The following is a 23,255-nucleotide window of genomic DNA, read 5'->3' on the forward strand; positions in this document are numbered from 1 at the left end:
TTCTCCCGACCAATCAGTATGAATGGACGGCACGGCCGGCGGCAACGGGAAAAATTTACCGTTCGGACGGCATCGAACCGCGATCGGCAAGCCACGCCCGTTTTCCGCGCGCGCTGTTCGTAGCGCGCGTTTGCCGCTGCCGGCTTAACCGTGCCGCGGACTACGTAATTCGCGACTTTTTGCGCGCGATCGGTTCGGCACAATGGACCATTGCGCGTGGCGGCCTGCCGCTTGCCCGGAACGTCACGCATGCCGCGGGAGAACGGACATGGTGTTGATGGCAGTGGGAGGCGGGGGCGGACCGGTTGACGTGCCGCAGCCGCAGAACGACAACAACCCGACGAACAACAACGGGACGAACAACAACGCCGCCAGTGCCCCGCCGGCTCAGACGCCCGACCAGAAGGCCCTCGCCGCGGCACAGGCCGAGACGCAGCGCCTGCTTCAGCTCGCGCAGGCGGAGATGGCGACGCTCAAGCGCCTGAACGACCAGGGCGCGTCGCAAGCCGACCTCGACAACCAGGTCAAGAAGGCCGAATCCGCGTGGGGCGCGGTGCAGGTGGCCGTCGAAAACCAGATGCGCGTGGCCGCCGACGGCGGCGGCGACACGAACAAAGCGATCGCGGGCGTCGCATCGGATCTGCGCAACGCGACGCCGAACGATCCCGTGCTCGGCGAAGTCCTCGACGACGCGCAGAAGACCGTCTCGGCGGAATCGGCGCCGCAGCGCGCGACCAACGAAAAGGCCTTCCAGCTTGCGCAGGTCGCGCAGCAGGACCAGGACGCGAATACCGACTTGCAGCAGTACAACGCGTTGCCGGGCGGGATCCGGCGCGACGACCCCGATACCGGCGCGCAGTTGCGTCAGGCGGCCAGCACGGCCGATGCCAACTCCAACACCGCCTACACGGCGCTGACGAACGCATTGCGTCACGAATACAGCGTGTCGGCCGCTACGCTGCGCCTGAACGACGCGAAGGCCGACTATGCGGCGTGGCAGAAGGAGCCCGGCGGATTGCGCCGCGCCGACGAGTCCGACATCACGCAGGAAATGTCGCAGGCGCAGAGCCAGTACGACAAGGTGGTGACGGGCAGTGACGACACCGCGCTGACCTACGTGACGCCCGACGAGCAAAACCAGGCCGTCGCGTCCGTGAAGCAGAACCACGACGGCATGTGGTACACCGGCCTCGTCGACGTATTCGGCGAGCAAAGCCAGCTCACGCGTACGATCGCGACGATCAATCCCGACGATCCGTCGCTGACGCCGCAGATGAAGCAGCTCGCGCAGTCGGATCCGGTCAGCTTCGCGCTGATGCAGGACACGGGCCAGACCGTCGATCCGAACGACCCGAAGCTGTCGAAGCAGGAACAGGCGCTGGCCGCGCAGAATCCGCTCGCGGAGGCGTTCGTCAAGCTGACGGGCGTGCCGGTGAACCCGGCGGGCCTGAGCGAGGCGGACGCCAAGGCACTGAACGCACAGATCGACCAGGCGGGTGGCGTGTTTGCGTATGCGATGGCGCACGTCGACAAGAACTCGCCCGCGTACCAGAAGATCCAGACGCTGCTCGCGGCGGCACCCGACGTGCGGCTGCAGTACACGAAGCAGCAGGTCGACCAGCTGATGCATGATCCGGGCAGCAATCCCGGCGCCGCGCTGCAGGTGCTGAAGACCAACATGGACGCGTCGTTCTCGCTGGACGAGCGCCAGACACTGTGGACGCAGGCCGGCCAGCCGCATTTCGACGCGAAGTTCATCCATTCGCAGATCGATCCGCTGATGCAGAAACCCGATGCGGATGCAACGGATCAGGCGAGCATGCGTGCGCGTTACGACGACACGATGAACGCCGACAAGGCCGGCAAGTGGATGCAGGACATCCTGAACAACGCGCCGCCCGAGTTCGCGGGCGTCGTGCTCGACACCGTCGAGAAGGATTTCAACAACAAGTGGATGCAGACGAACACGGGCACGCCGCAGCCATACGGGCAGGGCACCGAGTTCTTCAAGGGGCTCAGCAAGGCGGTCGGGCTGGCCGACCAGCAGCCGACCGCGAACGGCGTGCCCGTGCAGCGCGAGGACGACGTCGCGAACTGGCTGCTCGACGACAAGAGCAACGCGAAGGCGGTGATCTACACGCTGCGCGGCAGCGACCCGGGCTACGGTTTCGACAGCGTGCGCGTGGCGCTGTCGTCCGGTGTCGATTCGTCGCTGTCGAAGGCGCTGCTGTCGAAGATGCAGGGCAACGACCGGTTCAGCGGAAACTTCGCGGTCGACTTCCAGCTGCGTTACCAGCAAGGGACGCAGAACGCGCAGAACAAGCAGAACAGTCAGGCCGCAACGGCCAGCTACAACCTGTTCAAGTCCAATCCGGACCAGCAGCTGCAGGCGTATTTCAACGACTTCCAGAAGAACTTCGACGGCCAGTCGCGCACGTTCACGGTCGGTTCCGACCAGCTCACGAACTTCGTCGGCGCAGGGCTCGGGATTCAGCCGGACGACCCGGGCGCGGTGCCGACCGACCGGAACGACGTGCCGTCGATGGCAACGCTCGAGCAGTTGATCGTCAGCAACGGGCAGTTGCAGAACGGTACGGCCGTGAACAGCCAGTCGTTGTATGCGAAGAATTCGGCCGCGACGCAGATGATCCAGACCGTCGTCGACCAGATCCGCAAGGTCGGCGGCGATCACGCGGTCGTGTCGCTGGTGCCGATCTACTACGTGTCGAAGGGGACCGGCACAGCGCCGAGCGCGCTGTTCAAGGTGCAGGTCGCGGGGCATCCGGACCAGTACCAGCTGATCGACGATCGCGGCTGGAAATACGACAGCGTCGACAACTACCAGCACAACAATGCGCTGTCCGACGACGGCCAGCTGTACGTGCCGAAGAGCTTGACGACCGATTCCGCCACCGGCGGTTTCTCGCAATACCAGTCGATCGACGCGCACAAGACCGAGTGGTACCAGCACGTCGAACACTACCTGGAAATCGGCACGGGCATTCTCGCGGCGGCCGGCGGTGTCGTGCTGGTCGCGAGCGGGATCGGCGCGCCGGTCGGCGGCGCGCTGCTCGGCGCCGCATGGACGACCGTCGGCGTGGGGATGGCGGTCGGCGTGCCGACCGCGATCGCCGACCTGAAGAACCTGAGCGATCACGGCCAGTCGATCGGCTTCGGCAATGCGCAGGCGCGCGGCGACTGGATCAGCCTGATCGGCAGCGGCACGGGCATGGCGGGCGGCGGGCTCGGCGTGGCGGCGAAGTCGCTCGCCGAAGCGTCGTCGCTGCTGCGCACGACCGGGCAGGTATCCGACATGATCACGCTCGCATCGCGTGGCGAGGGTGTCACGGCCGAGGCGGCCGGTGTCGGCCGTTTGACGCAGGGGGCCGATGCGTTCCAGACACTCGCGCAGATGACCGGCCGCACGGCCGGCGTGTTCAACGTGACCGGCGGCGCGATCGGCGGTTACCAGATGCTCGACCAGGGTGTGTCGCTGGTGAAGAACTGGGACGCGATGTCCGACTCCGATCGCGCACAGCAGTTGCTGAACCTCGGGATCGGCGTTGCGCAGATGGGCCTCGGCTCGCACACGCTGATGGAGCGGCCGATCCGCGCGATCACGAAGACGCCCGAGCCGCCGTCGGCACCGAGGCCGGTCGCGGTCGACGTCGCGAACTCGATGCTCGCCAACGGGCTCGCGAACCAGCGTCTCGCGGTCGGCGAGATCGGCAACCCGTGGCAACACGCGGAGGAGCAGGCGAACAGTTTCGGCGAATCGGCCGACGATGGCGAACCGGTGTCGCCGGCCGACGCGGGGCTGCGGTCGCGATTCTCCGCGTGGCTGCGGGCGCGCCGCACGCAGGGCACACCGGAAGAAGGCGACGCGATCCCGTTGCGGCTGGCGCCCGACACGGAGGCCATCGACGGCGAACCGACGCCGGCGATCGCGCATGCGCTGGCCGCCGACGAAGCGCCGCCGGCCGAGGCCGGCACGCCGGCAACGACGGGACACCCTGCGTCGTGGGAAATTCCCGCGCGGGCGGCGGCCGATCCGGACGTGCTGCGCACCGTGGTCGGATCGGTTCTCGCCGGCGGCAACCGTCTCGAAGACATCGAATACTACGTGTACGCGCTGGAGGACACCGAAGGCAACGTGCGCAACCCGGAGGCGGACGGACTGCCCGCGACCGACCGCGGCAACCTGTCGGACGACATCCGCGCGGCGAACGCGGACGAACGGCGCGCGGCCGCGGGCGACGATGCGGCGGCACGCGCGGCCGCGGCGGCCGAAGAGGACGGCACGATCGGCGTGACGCGATATGCGTCGTACCACGACGCGATGATGGTCGCGCTCGGCGGGACGGTGGCGGGCCGCTACCAGGTCGCGCTGGTCGACACCACGAGGCTCGCTGCGGACGGCACGGTGCCGCCCGAAGCGATGGTCGGCCATGTCGGGTTCGACAATGCCGGCAAGGCGCTGACCCTGTCGATGAACGATACGTACGATCGCACGCTGCGTGTGGTGTATCCGCGCGGATTCGATCCGGCCAAGCCGTTGATCCGCTTCGAGGACGGCAAGCGCATCGACGTGGTCAACGCGCTGGGCGGCATGCACGAAACGCAGTGGGGCGCGTATCCGCGCCGCGAAGCCGACCTCGCGATCTATTCGAACCACCCGTCGCAGCCCGAGAACCGGCTGCCGGCGGGCGAGCGGCCGTTGATGCCGGTGCCGCCCGGCTACTTCGCCGTGTACGCGCACGCGTGGTCCGATGCGTTGGCGAGCGCGACCGGCAAGCCGATGAGCGCCGACGACGTGGCCGCGATGGTGCGCCAGAGCGGCTGGGACGGCAAATCGCCGGTGATCCTTTATGCCTGCGGCTCGGGCACGCGCGTGACGTCGTTCGCGCAACTGCTGGCGAACGTGCTGGGGGTGGATGTGTACGGCTCGAGCGGCTTCGTCGTGTGGCGTTCGCCGCGCTATCGCAGCGACGGCCCCGATTCCGGCTATACGGCCGGCATCGAGCTGGAACCCGGCGCCCCCAGTTACGCGGGGAAGCCCGACCACTCGGTGCAGCATGCGCCGCGCACCTACCGGTTCTCGCCGGCTTTGGCGGTCATCGATCAAGGCGCGCATGCGGTCGACTGGAGCACCGTGGCGCCGCGCCCGGTTTCGAACCGCTGGGGCGGCCGCGACGCGTCGGGGCAGTCACGCGTGCCGCTCGGCGTGTACGTGTGGCGCGTACTGACGAATCGCGGGGCGATCGTCAATCCACGCAGCGGCCGCTCGGCGAGTGCGCTCGAGATGACGTACGCGCTGGAGGAGCTGGCGTGGAAGGGCTACACGCCGGGCGTGCCGGTTGCGCTGGAGGGGCCGCACAGCGGCGCCGATCCCGAGTTGCTGCAGGAATTCGCGGACCTGATCCAGGCGCCGGTATTCGGCCGGCTCGGCAACGACGACGCGGCCGGGTGGCGGCGCGCGATCCCCGATCCGGGCCGCCGGCTCGCGCGTTTCCAGATCGAACCGGACGTGAACGGCAAGTTCTCGCCGGGCCGTGCGCAGCCGGTTCGCGTCAATCCGCTGGAGTTGCGGCCGGTGCCGGGTTCGAGCGTCGTGAACCTGCTCGGCCATGCGACCGCGCGGCAATTCCTGAAGGTGTCGGGTTTCGACATCGCCGAATCGCACGGCACGCGGCCGCGCGACGTGAGCTGGGACAGTTCGAGCGCCGTCACGCAAGACGGCACCACGATGTCGCCGAGGGAATTCGCACGCAAGCTGCTCGAGGATCCCGCCTATACCGAAGGCAACGGCGTGCTGCTGACGGGGTGTTATCTGGGCTCCGGCGGCTACCCGTTCGCGCAGGAACTGGCATACGAGCTGCAGGTGCCCGTGATCGCGTCGATCGCGTCCAACTCGGTGCGCGGCACCGGGGCGCTCTACCTGTATCCGAACGGCGACGACATCGTCGTGCCGGCGCACGACCCCGACGTGTCGACGCGGCTCTACCTGCATATCCCGGAGGCACCCGACGCGAGCGAACCGCCGATGGTGTTCGCGCGACGCGGCGAGCCCGTGCCGAACGCGGCCGCGCATGGCGACGCGCCGGTCGAACCGGTGCGCCCGATCGAAGCGCAGATCGATCCGGAAGCGGACAGCGGGCGGCGCGGCAACGCCGGTGCGCAACGCGATGCCGGGCAGCCGGTGTCGCCGCCGCGCGGGCCCGCGCATCCGCGTCTCGGCGCCGAGCCGGACGCGGGCGAGCCGCCTGTTTATGTGCCGACGCCGATCGATGTGCCGACCCCGATCGTCGAGGTCGGGCCCGGGCAGATCTTCACGGCGGACGAATGGGCGGCGCGCGCCGAGCGGGCCGTCGCGGACGAGGCCGACGACGGCCTGTCCGGCATCCCGCAGAAGACTTATCCGAAGAACAGCCGGGTCTATACGGATCGCAGGATCGTCGACGGCGGCGTCGTCACGACGACGATCCACGGCCAGTCGATCCTGCAGACGGGATTCGACGACGTGACCGGCGTCGACGCGACGCAGCACCCCGAATTCCTGCGCCCGGCCGACACGCTGCTGATGCCGCCCAGCGACCCGCTGCATGCGATCGGCGCGCGCGCGCTGATGTCGCCGCCCGGCCATCACGTGGTGTTAGGACACGGGATGTCGGCCGACGCGATGCTGGGCCCCGAAGGCCGGCCGCTCACGCCGGACGAGGTGGCCGCGCGCGTCGCGCCGCATCTCGAACCGGGGCAGGACGTGACGCTGTACTCGTGCTTCGGCGGGTCGACCAAGCACGATCCGTTGCGGGTCGCGCCTGGCCAGGTGAAGGCCGCGAGTACGACGTTTGCCGCCACGCTCGCACAGCGTCTGTCCGAGCTCACGGGCCGGCCGACGACGGTGTGGGCGCCGCCGGACATCCTGCTCGTGCAGCCCGACGGTTCGGCGGCCGTGCGCGGGACGCGGCCGACCGGCCAGGTCGACAAGGATCGCCTGGCGATGCAGAGCTTCCGCGGCGACCCGACGCGCGCGGGACGCCCGGCGCTCCCCGCCGGGTCGGGCGCCGAGCCTTCGTCGGCCACCGCGTACACGGCGGCCCCGCCGATGCGCGAGGCGCCGGTGCGTCCGACGGTGCCGCGCGTGGCCGATCCGACCTTTGCCGATCCCGGCTACGACTTCACCGCGATTCCGGACGGTACGTTCGAATCGGTCACGCTCGACCATCCGTTCCGCAGCGCGCTGACCGATCGGCCGGGCGTGATCGGCGACACCGCGCGCGTCACGCGCGCCGGCGGCACCGTGAGCCAGCGCTGGCCGAGCTATTTCCTCGACGAACCGCAGCCGACCCGCGTGATCGACGGCGTGATGCAGGCGTTCGACGAAGCAGGCCTGACCAACCTGCGCGTCGAATTCGTCACGCACGACGGCAGTATCGTGCTCGGCAGCGGCACAGATTTCGGCGCGCTCGATCCCGAGGACGGCTGGTTCCGCTTCAGCGGCACGGTGCCCGACGCGACGGCCGAGGCAACGCACGCGCCGGGCCACGCGATGCCCGATGCACAGCGCGCGTTGCCGGAAGGCACGCGGGTGGTCGCGCACGATGATCTCGGCCCGGCACTCGATGCGGAGCATACCGGGCCGCGCCATCACGCGTACGTGCCGGCCGATGCGCTGCCGGACGCAACCGCGTTCGCGCAGGGTGACCTGACGGCGCAGGAACGCGTCGCGGCCCAGGCGGCCGCGAACCTGGCCGCCGTCGAGGCCGCCGCGCCGGCCGACGTCGTGCTGTTGTCGGCGCTCGGCCACGATCCGGCACGCGCGCTGCGCATCACGACGCCCGGCGGCGAGCTGTTCAAGCCGGCCGGCGTCGACATGTATGTCGTGCGAACCCGTGACGCGGCTACCGGCAATGTGTCGTACCGGCTCGCCGGCGTCGATGGTTCCGGATTGCCGGAAGGCTATGCGGCCGTGCATGCCGCCGGATTGCGCGCGGTCGGCTCGGTCGGCGGCCGCCCGGTCTGGCCGATGCTCGGCGGAGCGGACCCGGCCACCGGCCGCCTCGCGGGCACCGCCGGCGACCCGTCCGGCGCGGCGACGCCCGCCACCGTCTCCGGTCATGCGGGTGCACCTGCCACACCGCAGAGTGCCGCGGTGGCTGAAGCGGCCGAATCCCAGGCGCGTGCCGCCGCATGGCTCGACAGCGTCGGCCAGCGCACGCTCAAACGCGTCGACGGCCGGCACGCGCCGACGCTCGACGGCCTGGCGCGCCAGCTCGGATCCAACGCGCACGTGCTGATCACGGCGCATACCGTGCCGCCCGCCGACGGCGTCGAACACGCGCTGCCGGCGGTCGTCGCGGTACTCGAAACCGATGCGTACGGCACGCTCGGCCCGGCGCGGATGCTGAACGGCAAACGCGTGCAGCAGACGCTTCAAAAGGCGCTGGAGCAAGCCGCCGGCCACGGGCGCCGCGCGCGGCGCCAGTACGATTTCTATGTATCGCCGGTCGCGCACGACGAACTGGTGCAGCTCGGCGGCCCGTCGAAGATCGAGACGCCGGACGGCAAGACGTCGTGGCCCGTGAAGGGGGCGGCCGGCACGATCGATCCCGTGCTCGCCGCCGACGTGTCGAAGCTGCAGGACGCGCCGGCCTTCAAGCGGCCGCGCCAGGCGGTGCGCGCGGTCGAAGGTGAGCGCCGCTGGATTCACGTGGTCGAGGACGAGACGGGCAAGGTGCTTGGCTACGCACAGCGCAACACGAACCACGAATGGAAGTACGTCGAGAAGGCGCCGCTCGGCGATACCGAGATTCCCGAGCAGAACCTGCGGACGGTGTTCCGGCGACGGCGCCGCGGCGGCATTCCGGTCGGCCGCTCGCCGCGCCGCGGTATCCGGTTCGTGGTCAGCGACGTCAGGCCCGAGGTCGTCGATCGCATCGGCGGGTTCCGGCCGGCGAAGGACGCCGCTGCCACCGACAAGAAACCGTTGCGCTCGGCCGGCGACATGTTCCAGTCGATCGTGCCGGTCCGCAAGCCGCTGGCAGCCGCGGAACAGGGCGGCGGCACGAACGCGGCGCCGCGGCCGCCGGTCGATCCGCACCTGTTGCCGTCGGACAAGTCCACGCTCAACGCGGTCGACTTCAGCGGCAACGGCGTGTCGCACCTGTTGACCGCGATCCGCAACGGCTCGCTGGACGGCGGGCGTCACGTGATCTACGTGTTCAAGACGGACCAGGCGGTGGCCGAGGCGCTCGACAGTCCGCTCGGCGCGATCGCGGTGCGCAACGGCGAGATGCGCTGGTTCGACGAGATCAAGCACGCGGGCAACCAGAACAAGCCGGGCATCCCGCTCGACGAAATGCCGATCGGTACCGATCGCTTCGGCGCGGACGTGCATTTCCTGCTCACGCAGTTGCAGCCGCGCGACTTCCTGAACAGTGCGCGGCCGACGCGCGTCGCGGCGCTCGAGGCGCGTGAGAAAGCGCTCAAGGAGCAAGTGTCCGACGCGCAGGCGCGCGGCCAGCAGTCGGCCGCTTTCCGCGCGCTGGCGGCCCGCCTCCAGCACGGCTACAACGACGTGCTCGGCGAATTGCGGCGCGTGGGGAGCAGTGGTCCGGCGCCCGAGCCGCTGTCGATCGAACCGTACCAGCCGGGGTTGCCGTCGGCCACGGTTGTCGAGTTCAGCCTGCGCAACGGCGCGGCGAAGTCCGACGATTATTTCCCGACCCACGACCAGGTCGAGGCGTACAACAAGCAGGCGCAGCGGCCCGGCAACGTGAATCTCGTGCTGAAGGGCGACCCGCAGGCCGTGATGGTCGACGTCGGCATGTGGCGCACGCTGAACAACAAGCTGTATGTCGCGCGCGACGTGTCGACGTCGGCATCGCGATTCCTGCCGGTCAACGGCAAGCTGCGCCCGCACACGCGCCGCGTCGGCGCGGCGACCGTCGCCGACAAGCGGGTCCGGCAATTCTTCACGCGCTCGGACCCGCAGTTGCAGGATCGGATGGTGCCGATGGCGCGTTCGTACTCGTTGAGCGACGATCCTGCGCTGATGGGCGCGCAGGTCGAACGGTACGGCGGCGTGACGCCGGTCGTCACGCTCGTGATCGACCCGCATTCGCTCGCGGCGGCGCTCGGCAAGGCGCACGATCCGGATTTCCTGCGCGCGGTGAAGGCACTCGGCGACCAGAAGAACGCGACGTTCGACGGCGAGAACGGAATGATTCATCCCGCGCCGGGCTCGAAAGGAAAAGCGCTCGCGCTCGACGATCTCGACCATCTGCACCGCTGGCTCGACGAGGCGGCGCGCACGGGTTTCGCGATCCGGCTCGAGACGGCGCCGTCGCGCGCGCTCGTGTCCGGTGTCGACTACCGGTTCCAGTCGGGCACCAACGACACGTATCACGACTATGTGCGGGTCGTCACGGCGCTCGAACGCTGGTCGAACGCGCATCCCGACACGGTCGCGCCGAACGTGATGGTCACGTTCCACGGCTGGGACACGGTGCCGGAATCGGTGCCGGGCGCGGGGCACGAGAAGCTGTTGCGCGCGGTGCTCGAGCGCAAGGGGCTCGAATGGGTCCACATGGGGCTGTCGTACGGCACGCACGGCGCCGACTTCATCGGCAACCAGGAGCTCACCAGCGCGCTCGCGAAGCTGATCGTCGACAACCGCAAGCGGCCCGACGTGATCAACCGCCTGCACGGCGCCGATGCGTTGACGCGCGTGTTCGAACGTGTCGACCGGAAGACGCTGGCGAATCAACATCAGTTGCTGTTCGCGGAGGTCGAGCGGCTCGGCGCCGCGCAAGGGATGACACCCGCCGAAATCGCCGGGTTGCGCCAAAAAATCTACGAAGGCAACACGACGGTGTGGCTGAACCAGGCGCGCAAGGCGACGATCGAGCATGCGACGAAGCAGTGGGAGGCCGACGGCAACAAGCCGCGCTTCCCCACGGACAAGGGCGCGCGCACGTTCGGCGGGCGCTGGCTGGAGCAATACGGCAGCAGCGTGCCCAAACGGGTGAAGACGCGCGCGCAGCCGGCCGCGGCGGACCCGCTCGACTACTGGCGTGCGGTCGTGCGCGATCCCGCGCTGCTCAACGACGGCACGAAGCCGATCGGTACGAGCCGCCGGGAGGCCGCGCAACTCGCGAAGGTCGATATTCCCGACGCGCAGCGCGCACAGGCGGAGTTGCATGCGCTGCGGGTGCACAACGAGCCGATCGGCGTCAACCGGCCGCCCACGTCGTGGTGGCGGCGGGCCGGCGGCGACCTCGGAGCGGCGGCCGTGACCGGCGCCGCCGGGGCCGGCGTGCTCGTTACGGTCGGCAAGGAACCGGTACGTACCGCGACGAATTCCTTTTACGCGGGGCTGCGGGTCGGCCGCGTGTTCCAGGCGCTGCATCACGGTGCGGTCGCCAGCCTGAAGAACGGTGATCCGCGCGTGTTCGACCGGGTCGTCGACCGGCTCGTGCGCGGGTTGCAGACGCAACTGAAGGTGAACGGCTTCGACGTGGCGGGGCGCGGCGCGCAACTGGAGCAGATCGCGTACGAAGGCAAGGCCAAGGCTGCGCAGCTGCGCGGGCTCAACGACGACGGCCAGCTGTCGTTCGACGACACGGTCATGCATACGAAGGCGATCGCCGCCGACATGCTCTCGCAGATGCAGGGCGTGGTGGGCGGGACGTCGCTGAAGCTGCTGCACCACGGCAGCCCGCGGCACTCGGTCGGCCGGATCGGCCGCGTGCTTTCGCTGGGCGGTTACGGCGTCGCGATCAAGTTGAACGTGGACAAGGTGAGAGCGACAGGCGACTTGCTGGCCGGCGGACAGGCCCTGGGCGGAATGTTCGGCGCCGCGTATACCGGCATCGTCTACCGGGGCAGCCTGCGCGGCATGAATGCCGACAATCGCAGCCAGCTCGCGCGTACCCTGAGCGCGACCGGCGATTACGTGACCTCGGCAATGAGCATCGCGGGCGGCATTCATACCGCGATGACGAGCGATCCGTACACCGGCACGCTGACGACGATGTCGGGCTTGCTGCTCGGTGCCGGGCGCCTGCATTCGCATTTCCCGAACGCGACGCCGTGGCTGGCGCGCTTGCCGACCGGCATCGCGCTCGCGCCGGTGGCGATCTTCGGCATCACGCAAGGGATCAGCCTGATTACGTCGGTGACGGCGTCGCACGACAAGCACAAGCCACCCGGTTCATCGACGAATCATCTGGGCCCGAGCAACGGGATGCCGACGCCGGGCGCGTCGCTTGCGCCGTCGCCAGGGGCGACGACGGCGCCGGTTCAGCCGAGCGCGTCGGCGACGCCGTCGCAACCGAACGCATCCGCGACACCGTCGCAACCGGCGCAGCCTCCGTCGAGTTCGGCAAGCGCCACGCCGCTGACGGTGAATGTGGCCCCGGGAGATTCGTTGTGGACGATCGCCGAACGTCACGAAGGATCGCTGCTTGCCGCGGCCCACGTGCCGGCCGATCAACAGCAGCAGATGTCGGACGGTCAGCGGATCAACGTCGCGCTCAACGAGATCCTGCAACTCAACCGGAATCTGGCGAACGATCCGGGCGCGATCAGTCCTGGGCAGCAGGTCGTGGTTGGGTGAGGGTGGGCGAGTGGGGCCCGCGGTTCGGCGGTGGCCGGGCGTTCGGGCCGCCGCCGTGCCGCAGCGCATGGCGGTGCCGTCGTCACCGAAGCAGGCAATGGTCCGAACGTGACCGGCCTTGTCGATGTGGCGGCTTTTGCGCCCGATGCCGATAGCTTCGTGAAGATATGCAAGACCGGCATATTCGAAAGACTTCGCGCAGGATCTGACGCGAACGGAGAAGGGGCTGATCGTCGGCATGAGCGAGATTGAGCGGCCCGCCAAATTGTGCGAATCTGTATCGCAGACTTCGGCGTTCAACCTTCTCTACTGGCCCGGTACGGGAGACAACCATGGCCCTCGATCGAAGCGCGAGTCCGGAACGGACCGCTTTCGTGTTTGCCGGCGGGGGCAGCCTCGGTGCGATCGAGGTGGGCATGCTGCGCGAACTGCTCAATCACGGTGAACGGCCTGACTTCGTGGTCGGCGCGTCCGCTGGTGCGATCAACGCCGCGTATTTCGCCGGGCAGCCCGACGGCGACGGCGTCGCGAAGCTCGAAGCGCTGTGGTGCAGCATCCGCCGGCGCGACATCATGCCGTTTTCGATGCTCGGCCTGTTAAGGACGGTTCTGCAGAACCGCGCACACCTCGTCGAGGCGACCGCGCTGCGCATGCTGCTGGAACGGCATCTGCGGTATCGATACGTGGAGCGCGCATCGCTGCCGCTGCACGTCGTCGCGACCGACATGCTCAGCGGCAACGAAATCGTGCTGTCGTCGGGCTCCGTCGTCGACGCCGTGCTCGCCAGCGCGGCGATCCCGGGCGTGTTTCCGCCGGTGCGGATCGACGATCGACTGATGGTCGATGGCGGCGTCGCGAACAATACGCCGATCTCGATAGCCGTCGCGCGGGGCGCGACGCGCATCGTCGTGCTGCCGGCCGGCTTTGCGTGCGCGTTGCGCAAGCCACCGGGAAGCGCAATCGCGCAGGCGATGCATGCGCTGACGCTCGTGATCGCGCGCCAACTCGTGCGCGATCTGGAGTTCTACGAAAGTCGCGCCACGATCTGCGTCGTGCCGCCCCTATGTCCGCTCGACGTCTCGCCGTACGACTACACCCGGTGCAAGGCGTTGATCGAACTCGCGGCCGAGCGGACCCGCGCGTGGCTCGGCGATGGCGGCCTCGAACAGCGGTTCATTCCGGGGGCGTTGCACGAGCACACGCACTAGGCGGAGCGTCCGACCAGCGATGTCGGTGCGTAGCGCCTGCCCGGTCATACCGCCTGCATCGGCCTTCAAGGAATCAGTACGATTTTTCCGCTGACCTTGGATTTCGCGAGCTCGAACGACATGAGCGCTTCCGACAACGGCAACCGATGGGAGATCAGTCGAGCGAGACGTGCCTCATTGGCGATCACGAAATCGACCACGTTCCGCCAGGTCCGGCGCGTGGCTCGATAGGTACCGCGAATCTGGTGGCGCATCCGGACGAAGCGCGCGCCGTCGAAGGTGACGCCGTTTGCGTGAATTCCGCACAGCACCATTACGCCGGACGCGCGCAGGACGCTGAGACCGCTGTCGACGGCCGACTGGACGCCGGCTGCGTCGATCACGATGTCGAACGCATCGGTGCCGACCAGTGCGGCGGCGTCGCGCGGCGACTGCCGCTTGAGGTCGACGGTTCGCTCGATTCCGAGTGCGCGCATGCCGGCAAGCCGCTGCTCGTCGTCGTAGCCAGCAACGACGACCTGCGCGCCACGCTGCTCGGTGAGCAGCGCGATAGCCTGGCCGATGCTGCCGGGGCCCAGCACGAGCACCTTGTCGCCCGCGCGCGTGTCGCCGGTTTCCACAGCGCTCAGGGCGATCGACAGCGGTTCGCACAGCGCCGCGATCGACAGGTCGAAGCCGTCGGGCAACGGCAGGCAGTTACGGGCCGGTACTTTCACGAATTTCGTGAATGCGCCGTCGCGCAGCATGCCGATGCCTCGTCGGTCCTGACAGTCGTCGGGCCGACCGGCCGCGCAGTGCCTGCAGACGTTGCACTCGACCGACGGAATCACGACCACGCGCTGTCCGAGCGGAAGCGTGCGGGCGTCTCGTCCGTGTGCGACCACGACGCCGGCGAACTCGTGGCCGATCGTCACCGGCATCGCGGGCGTCACGAAGTCATACCCTCCCGACCAGTCGTAGATGTGCAAGTCGCTGCCGCACACACCGGCGGCGCCGACTTCGACGATCACGTCGTCGGCCGCGTCGATCGTCGGCGACGGGACGTCGCGCCATTCGAGACCGAACGCGGGCGCAGTCTTTTGCAATGCTTTCACTCGTTATCCTTGGTTCCAGTGCGGGGGAAAGAAGCGCGGCGAGCCGGCGATCCACGCGGATTTCACGCGGTATAGCACAGATCGTAGATGCCCGACGACATGATTCGGTCGGTGCCGTACGCGCCAGCCAGCTGCGCCTCCACGTCGGACAGTCGCGCCAGAAGCGACGATTCGCGCGCCGCCTCGAGCAGCAGCACGTAGCCAGGCGGCGTACCCATCTGCCACGCGTCGAAGATGGGCGCCGCGTTGTCGATGCGTTCTCCGAAATGCACGGCGGTAACGCCGTCGAGCGAACGGCATGCGAGGCCGAGCGCGCGGCCTCGCGAGATGTCGTCGTCCGGTGCATCGCCGGATGCGATGCGCACGCATGCGAGCACGCCGCCGACGCCGTGGCCCGAACTGTAGTGAGTCCGGCATACCGCCCGGACGACGTTGCGGAACGACGGCCGCATGGCGCGGGACCAGGCAGTAGGATGGCTGACGAGCGACAGGTAGTCGCGCGATTCGAAGACGGCAGCCTCGGTCACGTCGTACAGCGTGAAATAGTGCAGCGCACCGGAGCTTGCACGATAGCGGCGCCCGGAAAGGAAGCCGGGCACGCCGACGCGTTGCGGCACGTGTTCGACGGTGTGCCAGAGATCGTAGTCCGCTTCGCGCACGCCTTCGATGTCGTTCCAGAGGGCGAGAAACGCCGAGCCTCTCAAGGTCATGAGTCAGGATTTCCGTTGATTCGCGATGTTGAAGGACAGGTCGCCGCTCGGATCCGCGTCGCGCTGGCGCATGGCACTCATGCACAGCGCCGCTATCAGCATCGGGACGCAGGTCGCGGCGAACAGCGTGGCATACGGCAGGCCGGTGGCGAGCAGGTAACCGCCGAGCGCGGAGCCCAGCATCGAGCCGACGCGGCCGACGCCGGTCGCCCATGCGACACCCGTCGCGCGCACGGCCGTCGGGTAGAACTCGGCAGCGAGGCCGTTGATGCCGACTTGCGACCCGCTGATGCAGAAGCCGGCGAGAAACACGATCGGCGCGAGGAGCGCGGGTGTTGCGTAGACCCGGCCAACCGTGAAGATCAGCACGCACGCCGCCGTGTAGGCGAGCGCGAGCACCCGGTGCGGCGGGAAGCGGTCCATCGCCTGGCCGAGGAGCAAGCCGCCGCAGGTGCCGCCGACCGACCACAGCGCGGTCGTGAGCGACGCCGCGCGCATCGAACCGCCGGCCGTGGTGAGGATCGTCGGCAGCCAGTTCGCCATCAGGAACAGGACCATCAGGCCCATGAAGAACGTGGTCCACAGCAACATGGTGCCGCGGGCACAGGCGGGCGACAGCAGTTGCCGTACCGACGCGCGTGTGACTTCCCGCTCGGTGGCGACGAACACCACGTCGTCGCCGGGCGCGGCATCGCCGTGGCTGCCGGCAATGTGGCGGGCCAGCGCACGCAGCTCGGGCTGGGCATCGGGGCGGCGCAGCGCGAGAAAGCGCATCGACTCGGGGAGCCCGAACCACAGTGCCGGCAACAGGGCGATAGGCACCGCGCCGCCTATCACCAGCATCGCGTGCCAGCCGAAACGGGTGATGACCTGCGACGCAATCACGCCGCCCAACGCGGAGCCGAGCGAGTTGCCGCACAGCATGATCGTGATGATCGACAACCGGCGGCGCTCGGGGGCATATTCGGCGGTCAGCGTCGCGGCGGTCGGTGTCGCACCGCCGATGCCCATTCCGCAAACGAAGCGCAGCACGGACAAACCGAACACATCGCCGATCAGGAGCGTCGCGAGCGTCGAGACGCCGAAGAATGCGACCGACGCGAGCAGCACCGGACGCCGGCCCCAGCGGTCAGCCAGCGGCCCGAAAATCAGTGAGCCGACCATCATCCCGACGAGCCCCGACACGAACACGGGGGATAGCTCGGCGATCGAAAGGCCCCACTCGCGGCGGACCGACGGCGCGATATAGGCAGCGAGCCCGATGTCGATGCCGTCGATCGCGACGATCAGCAGACACAACACGACGACGCGGATTTGCAGCGCCGACAGCGGATGGGTATCGATGAAGCGCTGGACGTCCCGGCTGGCGGGGTGCTGGACTGCGGTTGCGCTGGCGGGTGTGCTCATCTCGTTCTCCAGATAGGCGGTGCGCGAAGGATCAGAACAGGTGCCGCAGGCCGATGCGCAGCGCCAGCTGGTTGCTGTTGCTCGACGGCGCGAGCCCGAGCAGGTCGGGGACAGCGTGCTGTCCGGTCGAATCGGTGCCGCTCGCATGAGCCCACACGCCGATCGCGTAGAGGTACGTGCTTTTCGAAAGGAAGTAGGCGGCGCCCAGGTCGACCGCCTGGTAGGTCGCATGCGGCGCGGCGCCGTACTGGTAGCCGACGCCGGCCATCGTTGCCGGGGTAAACCGGAACTGGTAGTTGATCTGGTAGCTGTTGAACGCCGCGTTCGGTTGCACGGCCGGGTTCGCGAGGGTGCGAACGATGTCCTGGAACCGCACGTTGGTATAAAGCACCGTGACTTCCGAGCGGCCGAACGCGTAGCCGGCGCCCGCGCCGGCGACCTGCTGGGTGCCCGCCGTCGTATAGGCGGAGTAGATCGGGTTCGTGACGGGGAGCGCATACGCCGCGCCGGCGGTTGGAGCCGTGCTCGCCCAAAACACCGATGTCGCAGGCGTCGACATGTTCATGTAGGCTGCCGCGACGGTCAGCCCGCCGCGCACGTACGAAGCGCCGAAGCCGTAGCCGCGGTTCGTCGCGAAATGGCCGGCGACGCCGCCCAGGCTATACATCGTGCTGAAGCGCAAACCGCGATAGTCGTTGCTGTTGAACTTGATTACGTTGCTGATCTTGTTGTAATTCCACGAAGCATCGAGATCGCCCAGCGTCGCACCGAGTCCGCCCGCGAACAACGTATCGGTGCCGAGCGGGCCGAGATAGTCGTTGGTCAGCGTGTACTGCCTGCCGAGCAGCACGGTGCCCCAACCGCCGCTCAGGCCGACATACGCCTGCCTGCCGAACAGGGTGTTCGCCGGCTGCTCGCTGCCGTCCTCGATGCTGAAGCCGGACTCGAGCACGAACACGGTCCTGAGTCCACCGCCGAGATCCTCGATACCCTGCAGTCCGAACTTGTCGCCAGCGCGTCCGCCGCTGGACGCCTGGTACGCCGACGCGCCTTTCTGGTTGTTGGTATAGGTCAGGGCGGCGTCCACGGCGCCGTAGAGCGTCACGCTGCTCTGCGCATGGGCGAGCGTGCACGCCATGACCGGCATGCATGCCAGGAATCGTTTCACGGTTGTCTCCTTGTTCCGCTGCCGAGCGGTTGTTGTCGTACGCATCGTCGAATGCGTCAGCCGGATTGTCGCGAGCATTGCGTGGCCCACCAAGCGGCAAACCGGAAAAAGTCGCTGGCAGGAAAGTGCGAGATGCCGGCCGTCGCTATGCGCGCCTGTACTTCATGACGCACACCCACGGTAATGCGATGAGATTGATCGCCAGCAGCAACTGGAAGTCGGTCTGGTACGCAGCGAATGCGGCGTCGGGCCACGCGCGGGTGGCGAGATTCGCTTCGGTGAAGCGGGTGAGCAGCGATTGCATCAATGCGACACCGGCACTGCTGCCGACGTTGCGCGCCAGCGCGAAGATCGCCGCGCCGTCCGCGCGCAATCCGGCATCCAGCGTCGCGAACGTCGTCGCGTTGAGCGGCGCGAAGATGAGCCCGAGCCCGACGCCGAGTATCGTGCCGGACACGATGATCGACACGGCCGAGACGGGACGCTCCAGCAGGCAGAGCTCGAGCAGCGCAATTGATGCAATGAGGAAGCCGCCCGCCATCAGGCGCCGCGGATCGATGCGCTTGATGACCGCGCCCGCCGCGAGCATCGCGGCGAGCGTGCCGACGCCGGTCGGTGCCATCAGCAGGCCGGTCGCGACGATCGAGTATTGCTCGACGTGCACGAGCAACTGCGGCAGCAGCGCACGCGTGGCAAACAGCACGACGCCGACGATCGCGGTGAAGCACAGGCCCGTGACGTAGTTGCGGTCGGCCAGGAGGCGCCGTTCGAAGAACCCGCCTGTCGGCGTGCGCATCACGTGCCGCACGAACAGCCCGAACGCGACGACGGCGATCGCGGTGGCCGCGACGATGCGGGGCGCTCCGAACCATCCGGCTTGCTGGCCGGTATCCAATACCGTCTGCAGAAACCCGACCGCCGCAGACAATGTGACGAAACCGACGACATCGAACGGTCTCGCATGGACCCGGGAGGTGCGACCGATCCATGCCGCGACGCCGGCAAACGCAAGCAGCCCGACCGGCACGTTCACATAGAACACCCAGCGCCACCCTTGCCACTGGCCGACGAGCCCGCCGACCACCGGGCCGAGAATGGGCCCGAGCATCACGCCGGCACCCCAATGCGACAGTGCGCGCGCGTGGTTTTCCTGCGGATTGATGTCGAGGATGAGCGCTTGCGACAACGGAATCAGCGCGGCGCCGAATACGCCTTGCGCAATGCGAGCCCACACCAGCAACGTGAGCGTCGTCGCGGCACCGCACCAGACCGACGCGCCCGTGAAGCCGGCAATCGACAGCAGATAGAGTGTCTTGCGTCCGAGCCGCGCGGCGAGCCAGCCGACGAGCGGCGTGGCGATCGCCGTGGCGACGACGTAGGACGTCAGCACCAGCACGACCGCGTCCTGCGAGACGCCCAGGCTGCGCTGGATCTGCGGCAGCGCGACGTTGGCGATCGTGCTGTCGAGCCCGGTCAGGATCGTCGCCAGCATGATCGAGCCGGTCGCGATGTGTTTCGAGACACCCTCGAGCGGCCGCGCGGCGGCAATCCCGACGTCGGCCATCTAGTCCGCCGCGACGCCGGTCGCCGGCAGTGCTCCGCGCAGCAGCGCGACGATCGTATCGATCACGTTGGCGTCCGTCGCGCCCCCCGTTGCGACGATGAAATCCGCCGCGGACCGGTAAGCCGGCAGGCGCTCGTCGTACAGACGTGCGAACGAGGCGTCGGGATCCGCGGCATCGACGAACGCCGGCAGACGCCCGCAAAACCAGCGCCGGCGGATCGTCTCGCGTGGCGTATCGAGCAGCACGAGCGGGCCCAGCTGGCGCAACCGGGCGACATTGGCGAGGGAAAGCGCGGTCGCGCCCGTCGTCGCGAGCACGGCCGGACGCTCGGGCGCGTCGTCGCCGAAGGCGCACAGTTCGTCGAGCGAGGCGCCTTCCAGGTGCGCGAAATGCGCGGCGCCGTGCCGCTCGAAGATCTCGTGCGCCGCGAGCCGTTCGCCGCTCGCTGCCTCGTGCCGCTGCTCGAGCACGCGGTCGAGATCCGCGCACCGACCCTGCAGGCGCGCGGCCAGCAGCGGCCCGTAGGTGCTCTTGCCGCACGACTTGAAGCCGATCAGGACGACGGTGGAAACGCTCATACGTACTGCTCCCCGTATGCGACGACATGCGTGCATTCGATCGTCAGCTCGCGCACCGACGCGGCCGGCGACAGCGACAGCAGATACCGCACGGTCCGATAGACGTCGTCCGCGGGAATCTTGTCGTCGTCGGGCAGCCACGTCTGGCGGGCGCTCTGATCCGTGTGCACGTAGCTCGGACACAGCGTCGTGACCTTGACGCCGTCGCGTGCGAGCTCCTGGTACAACGCGTCGCCGTATGCGCGCAGCGCGGCCTTGCTGGCTGCGTAGCCCCCGTTACCGGCCTTCGGCAGCAGCGCGGAGCGCGATGCGACATTGACGATGTGGCCGCTGCGCGAGCGCCGCATGAACGGTGCGACGGCGCGAATCACGTTGAGCGCGCCGAGCAGATTGGTGTCGATCAGCTCGCGCGCGTCGGCGTCGCTCAATGCGGCGGTACCGCGTCGGACGATGCCGGCGCCGTTGAACAGCAGGTCGATCCGGCCGGTGCACGCATGCACGGCCCGGATCGCGTCGGCGACCGCGGTTTCGTCGCCAACGTCGAGCGCATGCACGATCGGCGGCGCGGCGCCGGACGCCACGATGTCGGTGGCGACGGAATCGAGCGCCGCCGGGGTGCGCGCGACGAGCGCCACCGTATAGCCATCAGCGGCCAGGCCGCGCGCCACGGCGCGGCCGATGCCGCGGCTCGCGCCGGTCACGAGCGCGACGGGGCGATCCGCATCGGATTGCTGGGTCATGGGCGATCCTCGTTAGGTCGGGGCGAATCCGCAGGTCGCTTACGCCGCGCGCAACATGCCGCGCATCCGGATGATTTCGCGGAACAGCTCCGGGTGCGGTTCGAACACCTCGCGACCATGCAGCCAGTAGTTGTTGTTCAGGAACATCATCGAACCGACCGGAATCGTCAGGTACTCGACCGCCGGGTCCGATTCGATCGACTCGACGAACTCGCGCAGGTACGCAGCGTCTTCCAGCGTCGTCGGATGGATGAACTGGTCGGCGAAACGGACACACAGCTCGTCGTGCCAGTCGAAGAAGATCGGCCGGTCCATCGGCTGGCTGCGTACGTTGTTGCCCCATTGCTGCTGACGCGGATCGTTGGACGGCGGCAACGCGATCAGGAACGGCTTGCGGCCCTGCGGCGCGTCCGCGAAGCGTCGCAGGTCGCGCCAGTCGTCGAGGTGCAGCAGCCGGTTCCGGCCGCCCTTGACGTGACGCTCGACGGTCTTGCCGAATACCAGCCAGTCGGTGGTCGGGCTCGGCGACGCCGCGCCGTCGGTATGCAGCCCGAAGGTGCGGTACGGCTGGAACAGGTTGCTGCTCTGTGGCGTCACGTCCTTGCTCTGCACCGGCAGGCGCGCGTAGAACTTGCCCGACAGCACGTCGTTGTCGGGCGTGCCGATCGCATGCGCAAGCGCGGTCGTGAAACGAATCAGGTCTTCGTCGTTCGTGGTGGCCTCGGCGATATCCAGCACGAAGCCGCCACTGCGGCGCGCGACGATCAGCGCACGGAGCGTGTCGATCAGCGACGTCCCCCAGATCCGCTGGACCGATTCGGTCAACGTGAAACGGCTGTACGGCACATATTCGAGCGAACGCGTCGTGATGTGCGCGGTGTCGTCGAGAAACTGCCGGACGTCGTCGCACTGCAGTGCGACCCGGGGCAGACGTTGCGATTCCGGGTGGGGGACAACCCGGTGCGGCGCCACGCTGGCGCGTGCGCGGTCGGACGTGATCGGAGCGGATTCGGTATGCGGATTCATCGGCAGGCCCTCTCGTTTTGTGTCAGTTGTCGGTATCCGTCGCCCACGCACCTTGCCGGGTGAGCAGGTCGAAGTTCTGTGCGCGGTGGCGCAGCAGATGATCGAGCAGCACGATGGCCACCATGGCCTCGGCGATCGGTGTCGCGCGAATGCCGACGCAAGGGTCGTGGCGGCCGTGCGTCGAGATCACGGCCGACTGTCCTTCGATGTCCACCGTGTTTGCCTCGAGGTGCAGGCTCGCGGTCGGTTTGAGCGCGATGCTCGCGAGGATGTCCTGTCCCGACGAGATGCCGCCGAGAATGCCGCCGGCATGGTTGCTGCTGAACCCGTCCGGCGTGATTTCGTCACGATTCTCGGTGCCGTGCTGTTCGATCGACGCGAACCCCGAGCCGATCTCCACGCCCTTGACGGCGCTGATGCTCATCAACGCATGCGCGAGATCGGCGTCCAGCCGGTCGAAGATCGGCTCGCCAAGGCCGACGGGTACGCCTGACGCGATAACGTTGACGCGCGCGCCGATCGAGTCCCCGGCCTTCGTGAGCGCAGCCATGAAGGTTTCGATCTCGTCGATCCGATCCGGATCGGGGCAGAAATACACGTTGTTGTCCGCATGATCGAGATCGACCGTACGCATCCGGATCGGGCCGATCTGCGCGAGATAGCCGCGCACGCGAATACCGTGGCGATCGGCCAGATATTTCTTGGCGATCGCACCGGCGGCGACGCGCACGACCGTTTCGCGCGCGGACGAGCGACCGCCGCCGCGATGCTCGCGCAGCCCGTATTTCTTGTAGTAGGTATAGTCGGCATGGCCGGGCCGGAACAGGTGGCGGATCGAGTCGTAATCCTTCGAGCGCTGGTTCATGTTCTCGATGCGCAGGCCGATCGGCGTGCCGGTCGTCACGCCGTCGAGCACGCCGGACATGATCCTGACCGCATCGTCTTCCTGGCGCTGGCTGACGAAGCGAGAGCGGCCGGTCTTGCGCCGCTCGATGTCCGGCATCAGGTCCGCCTCGCTGATCCGCAATCCGGGCGGGCAGCCGTCGATGATGCAGCCGATGCTGTCGCCGTGGCTTTCGCCATAGGTTGTGACGGAAAAATTCTTGCCGATCGTATTGCCTGACACGATGTACTCCCGGA

At 68.2% G+C, this 23,255-nt stretch carries 11 protein-coding genes and 1 pseudogene; 3 read left to right on the plus strand and 9 right to left on the minus strand.

Annotated elements, in window-relative coordinates; all coding sequences use genetic code 11:
- Window positions 1-310 precede the first annotated feature (310 nt).
- The 3 genes and pseudogenes from ACTRWB_RS09290 to ACTRWB_RS09300 all read left to right on the plus strand — a co-directional run bounded on the left by ACTRWB_RS09290 (window position 311) and on the right by ACTRWB_RS09300 (window position 13,827).
- Window positions 311-12,619, plus strand: a complete 12,309-nt coding sequence (locus ACTRWB_RS09290; RefSeq protein ID WP_446901680.1) for an LWXIA domain-containing protein — start codon at window positions 311-313, stop codon at window positions 12,617-12,619.
- Window positions 12,620-12,682: 63 nt separating this feature from the next.
- Window positions 12,683-12,766 (plus strand): annotated as a pseudogene (locus tag ACTRWB_RS09295) (alpha/beta hydrolase); the annotation flags it as partial.
- Between the two features lie 185 nt (window positions 12,767-12,951).
- Window positions 12,952-13,827 (plus strand): patatin-like phospholipase family protein, encoded by an 876-nt coding sequence (locus ACTRWB_RS09300; protein WP_193102119.1) that lies wholly within the window; start codon window positions 12,952-12,954, stop codon window positions 13,825-13,827.
- Window positions 13,828-13,892: 65 nt separating this feature from the next.
- Here the strand turns inward: ACTRWB_RS09300 and ACTRWB_RS09305 are convergent, their stop codons facing one another.
- The 9 genes from ACTRWB_RS09305 to aroC form a co-directional block, all read right to left on the minus strand.
- Entirely contained in the window at window positions 13,893-14,921 is a 1,029-nt protein-coding gene (locus ACTRWB_RS09305; protein ID WP_446901681.1) for a zinc-dependent alcohol dehydrogenase, read from the minus strand.
- A 62-nt stretch (window positions 14,922-14,983) separates the two neighbouring features.
- Window positions 14,984-15,631 carry a hypothetical protein gene (locus ACTRWB_RS09310; RefSeq protein WP_446901682.1) on the minus strand — a complete coding sequence of 216 codons (648 nt, stop codon included), beginning with the start codon at window positions 15,629-15,631 and terminating at the stop codon, window positions 14,984-14,986.
- Window positions 15,632-15,634: 3 nt separating this feature from the next.
- Window positions 15,635-17,038 (minus strand): MFS transporter, encoded by a 1,404-nt coding sequence (locus tag ACTRWB_RS09315; RefSeq protein WP_446901683.1) that lies wholly within the window; start codon window positions 17,036-17,038, stop codon window positions 15,635-15,637.
- A 31-nt stretch (window positions 17,039-17,069) separates the two neighbouring features.
- The gene (locus tag ACTRWB_RS09320; protein WP_446901684.1) at window positions 17,070-18,206 is read right to left on the minus strand and encodes a porin; all 1,137 of its coding nucleotides are present in this window, start codon (window positions 18,204-18,206) and stop codon (window positions 17,070-17,072) included.
- Window positions 18,207-18,351: 145 nt separating this feature from the next.
- Entirely contained in the window at window positions 18,352-19,770 is a 1,419-nt protein-coding gene (locus ACTRWB_RS09325; protein ID WP_446901685.1) for a DHA2 family efflux MFS transporter permease subunit, read from the minus strand.
- Window positions 19,771-20,349 carry a shikimate kinase gene (locus tag ACTRWB_RS09330; protein ID WP_446901686.1) on the minus strand — a complete coding sequence of 193 codons (579 nt, stop codon included), beginning with the start codon at window positions 20,347-20,349 and terminating at the stop codon, window positions 19,771-19,773.
- Window positions 20,346-21,089: an SDR family oxidoreductase gene (locus ACTRWB_RS09335; protein ID WP_446901687.1), complete on the minus strand. Its 744-nt coding sequence runs from the start codon at window positions 21,087-21,089 to the stop codon at window positions 20,346-20,348. The genes ACTRWB_RS09330 and ACTRWB_RS09335 overlap by 4 nt, the downstream gene beginning before the upstream one ends.
- A gap of 39 nt (window positions 21,090-21,128) precedes the next feature.
- Entirely contained in the window at window positions 21,129-22,115 is a 987-nt protein-coding gene (locus tag ACTRWB_RS09340) for a carbon starvation induced protein CsiD (protein ID WP_446901688.1), read from the minus strand.
- 22 nt (window positions 22,116-22,137) lie between these two features.
- Window positions 22,138-23,241, minus strand: a complete 1,104-nt coding sequence (gene aroC, locus ACTRWB_RS09345) for a chorismate synthase (RefSeq protein ID WP_446901689.1) — start codon at window positions 23,239-23,241, stop codon at window positions 22,138-22,140.
- Window positions 23,242-23,255 lie beyond the last annotated feature (14 nt).

The sequence above is a fragment of the Burkholderia sp. YIM B11467 genome (assembly GCF_052952715.1).

Excerpts from the sequence above, each read along its gene's own strand:
- ACTRWB_RS09300 (WP_193102119.1), top strand. The coding sequence starts at position 12,952 with ATGGCCCTCGATCGAAGCGCGAGTCCGGAACGGACCGCTTTCGTGTTT.
- ACTRWB_RS09310 (WP_446901682.1), bottom strand. The coding sequence starts at position 15,631 with ATGACCTTGAGAGGCTCGGCGTTTCTCGCCCTCTGGAACGACATCGAA.
- ACTRWB_RS09315 (WP_446901683.1), bottom strand. The coding sequence starts at position 17,038 with ATGAGCACACCCGCCAGCGCAACCGCAGTCCAGCACCCCGCCAGCCGG.
- ACTRWB_RS09325 (WP_446901685.1), bottom strand. The coding sequence starts at position 19,770 with ATGGCCGACGTCGGGATTGCCGCCGCGCGGCCGCTCGAGGGTGTCTCG.
- ACTRWB_RS09330 (WP_446901686.1), bottom strand. The coding sequence starts at position 20,349 with ATGAGCGTTTCCACCGTCGTCCTGATCGGCTTCAAGTCGTGCGGCAAG.
- ACTRWB_RS09335 (WP_446901687.1), bottom strand. The coding sequence starts at position 21,089 with ATGACCCAGCAATCCGATGCGGATCGCCCCGTCGCGCTCGTGACCGGC.
- ACTRWB_RS09340 (WP_446901688.1), bottom strand. The coding sequence starts at position 22,115 with ATGAATCCGCATACCGAATCCGCTCCGATCACGTCCGACCGCGCACGC.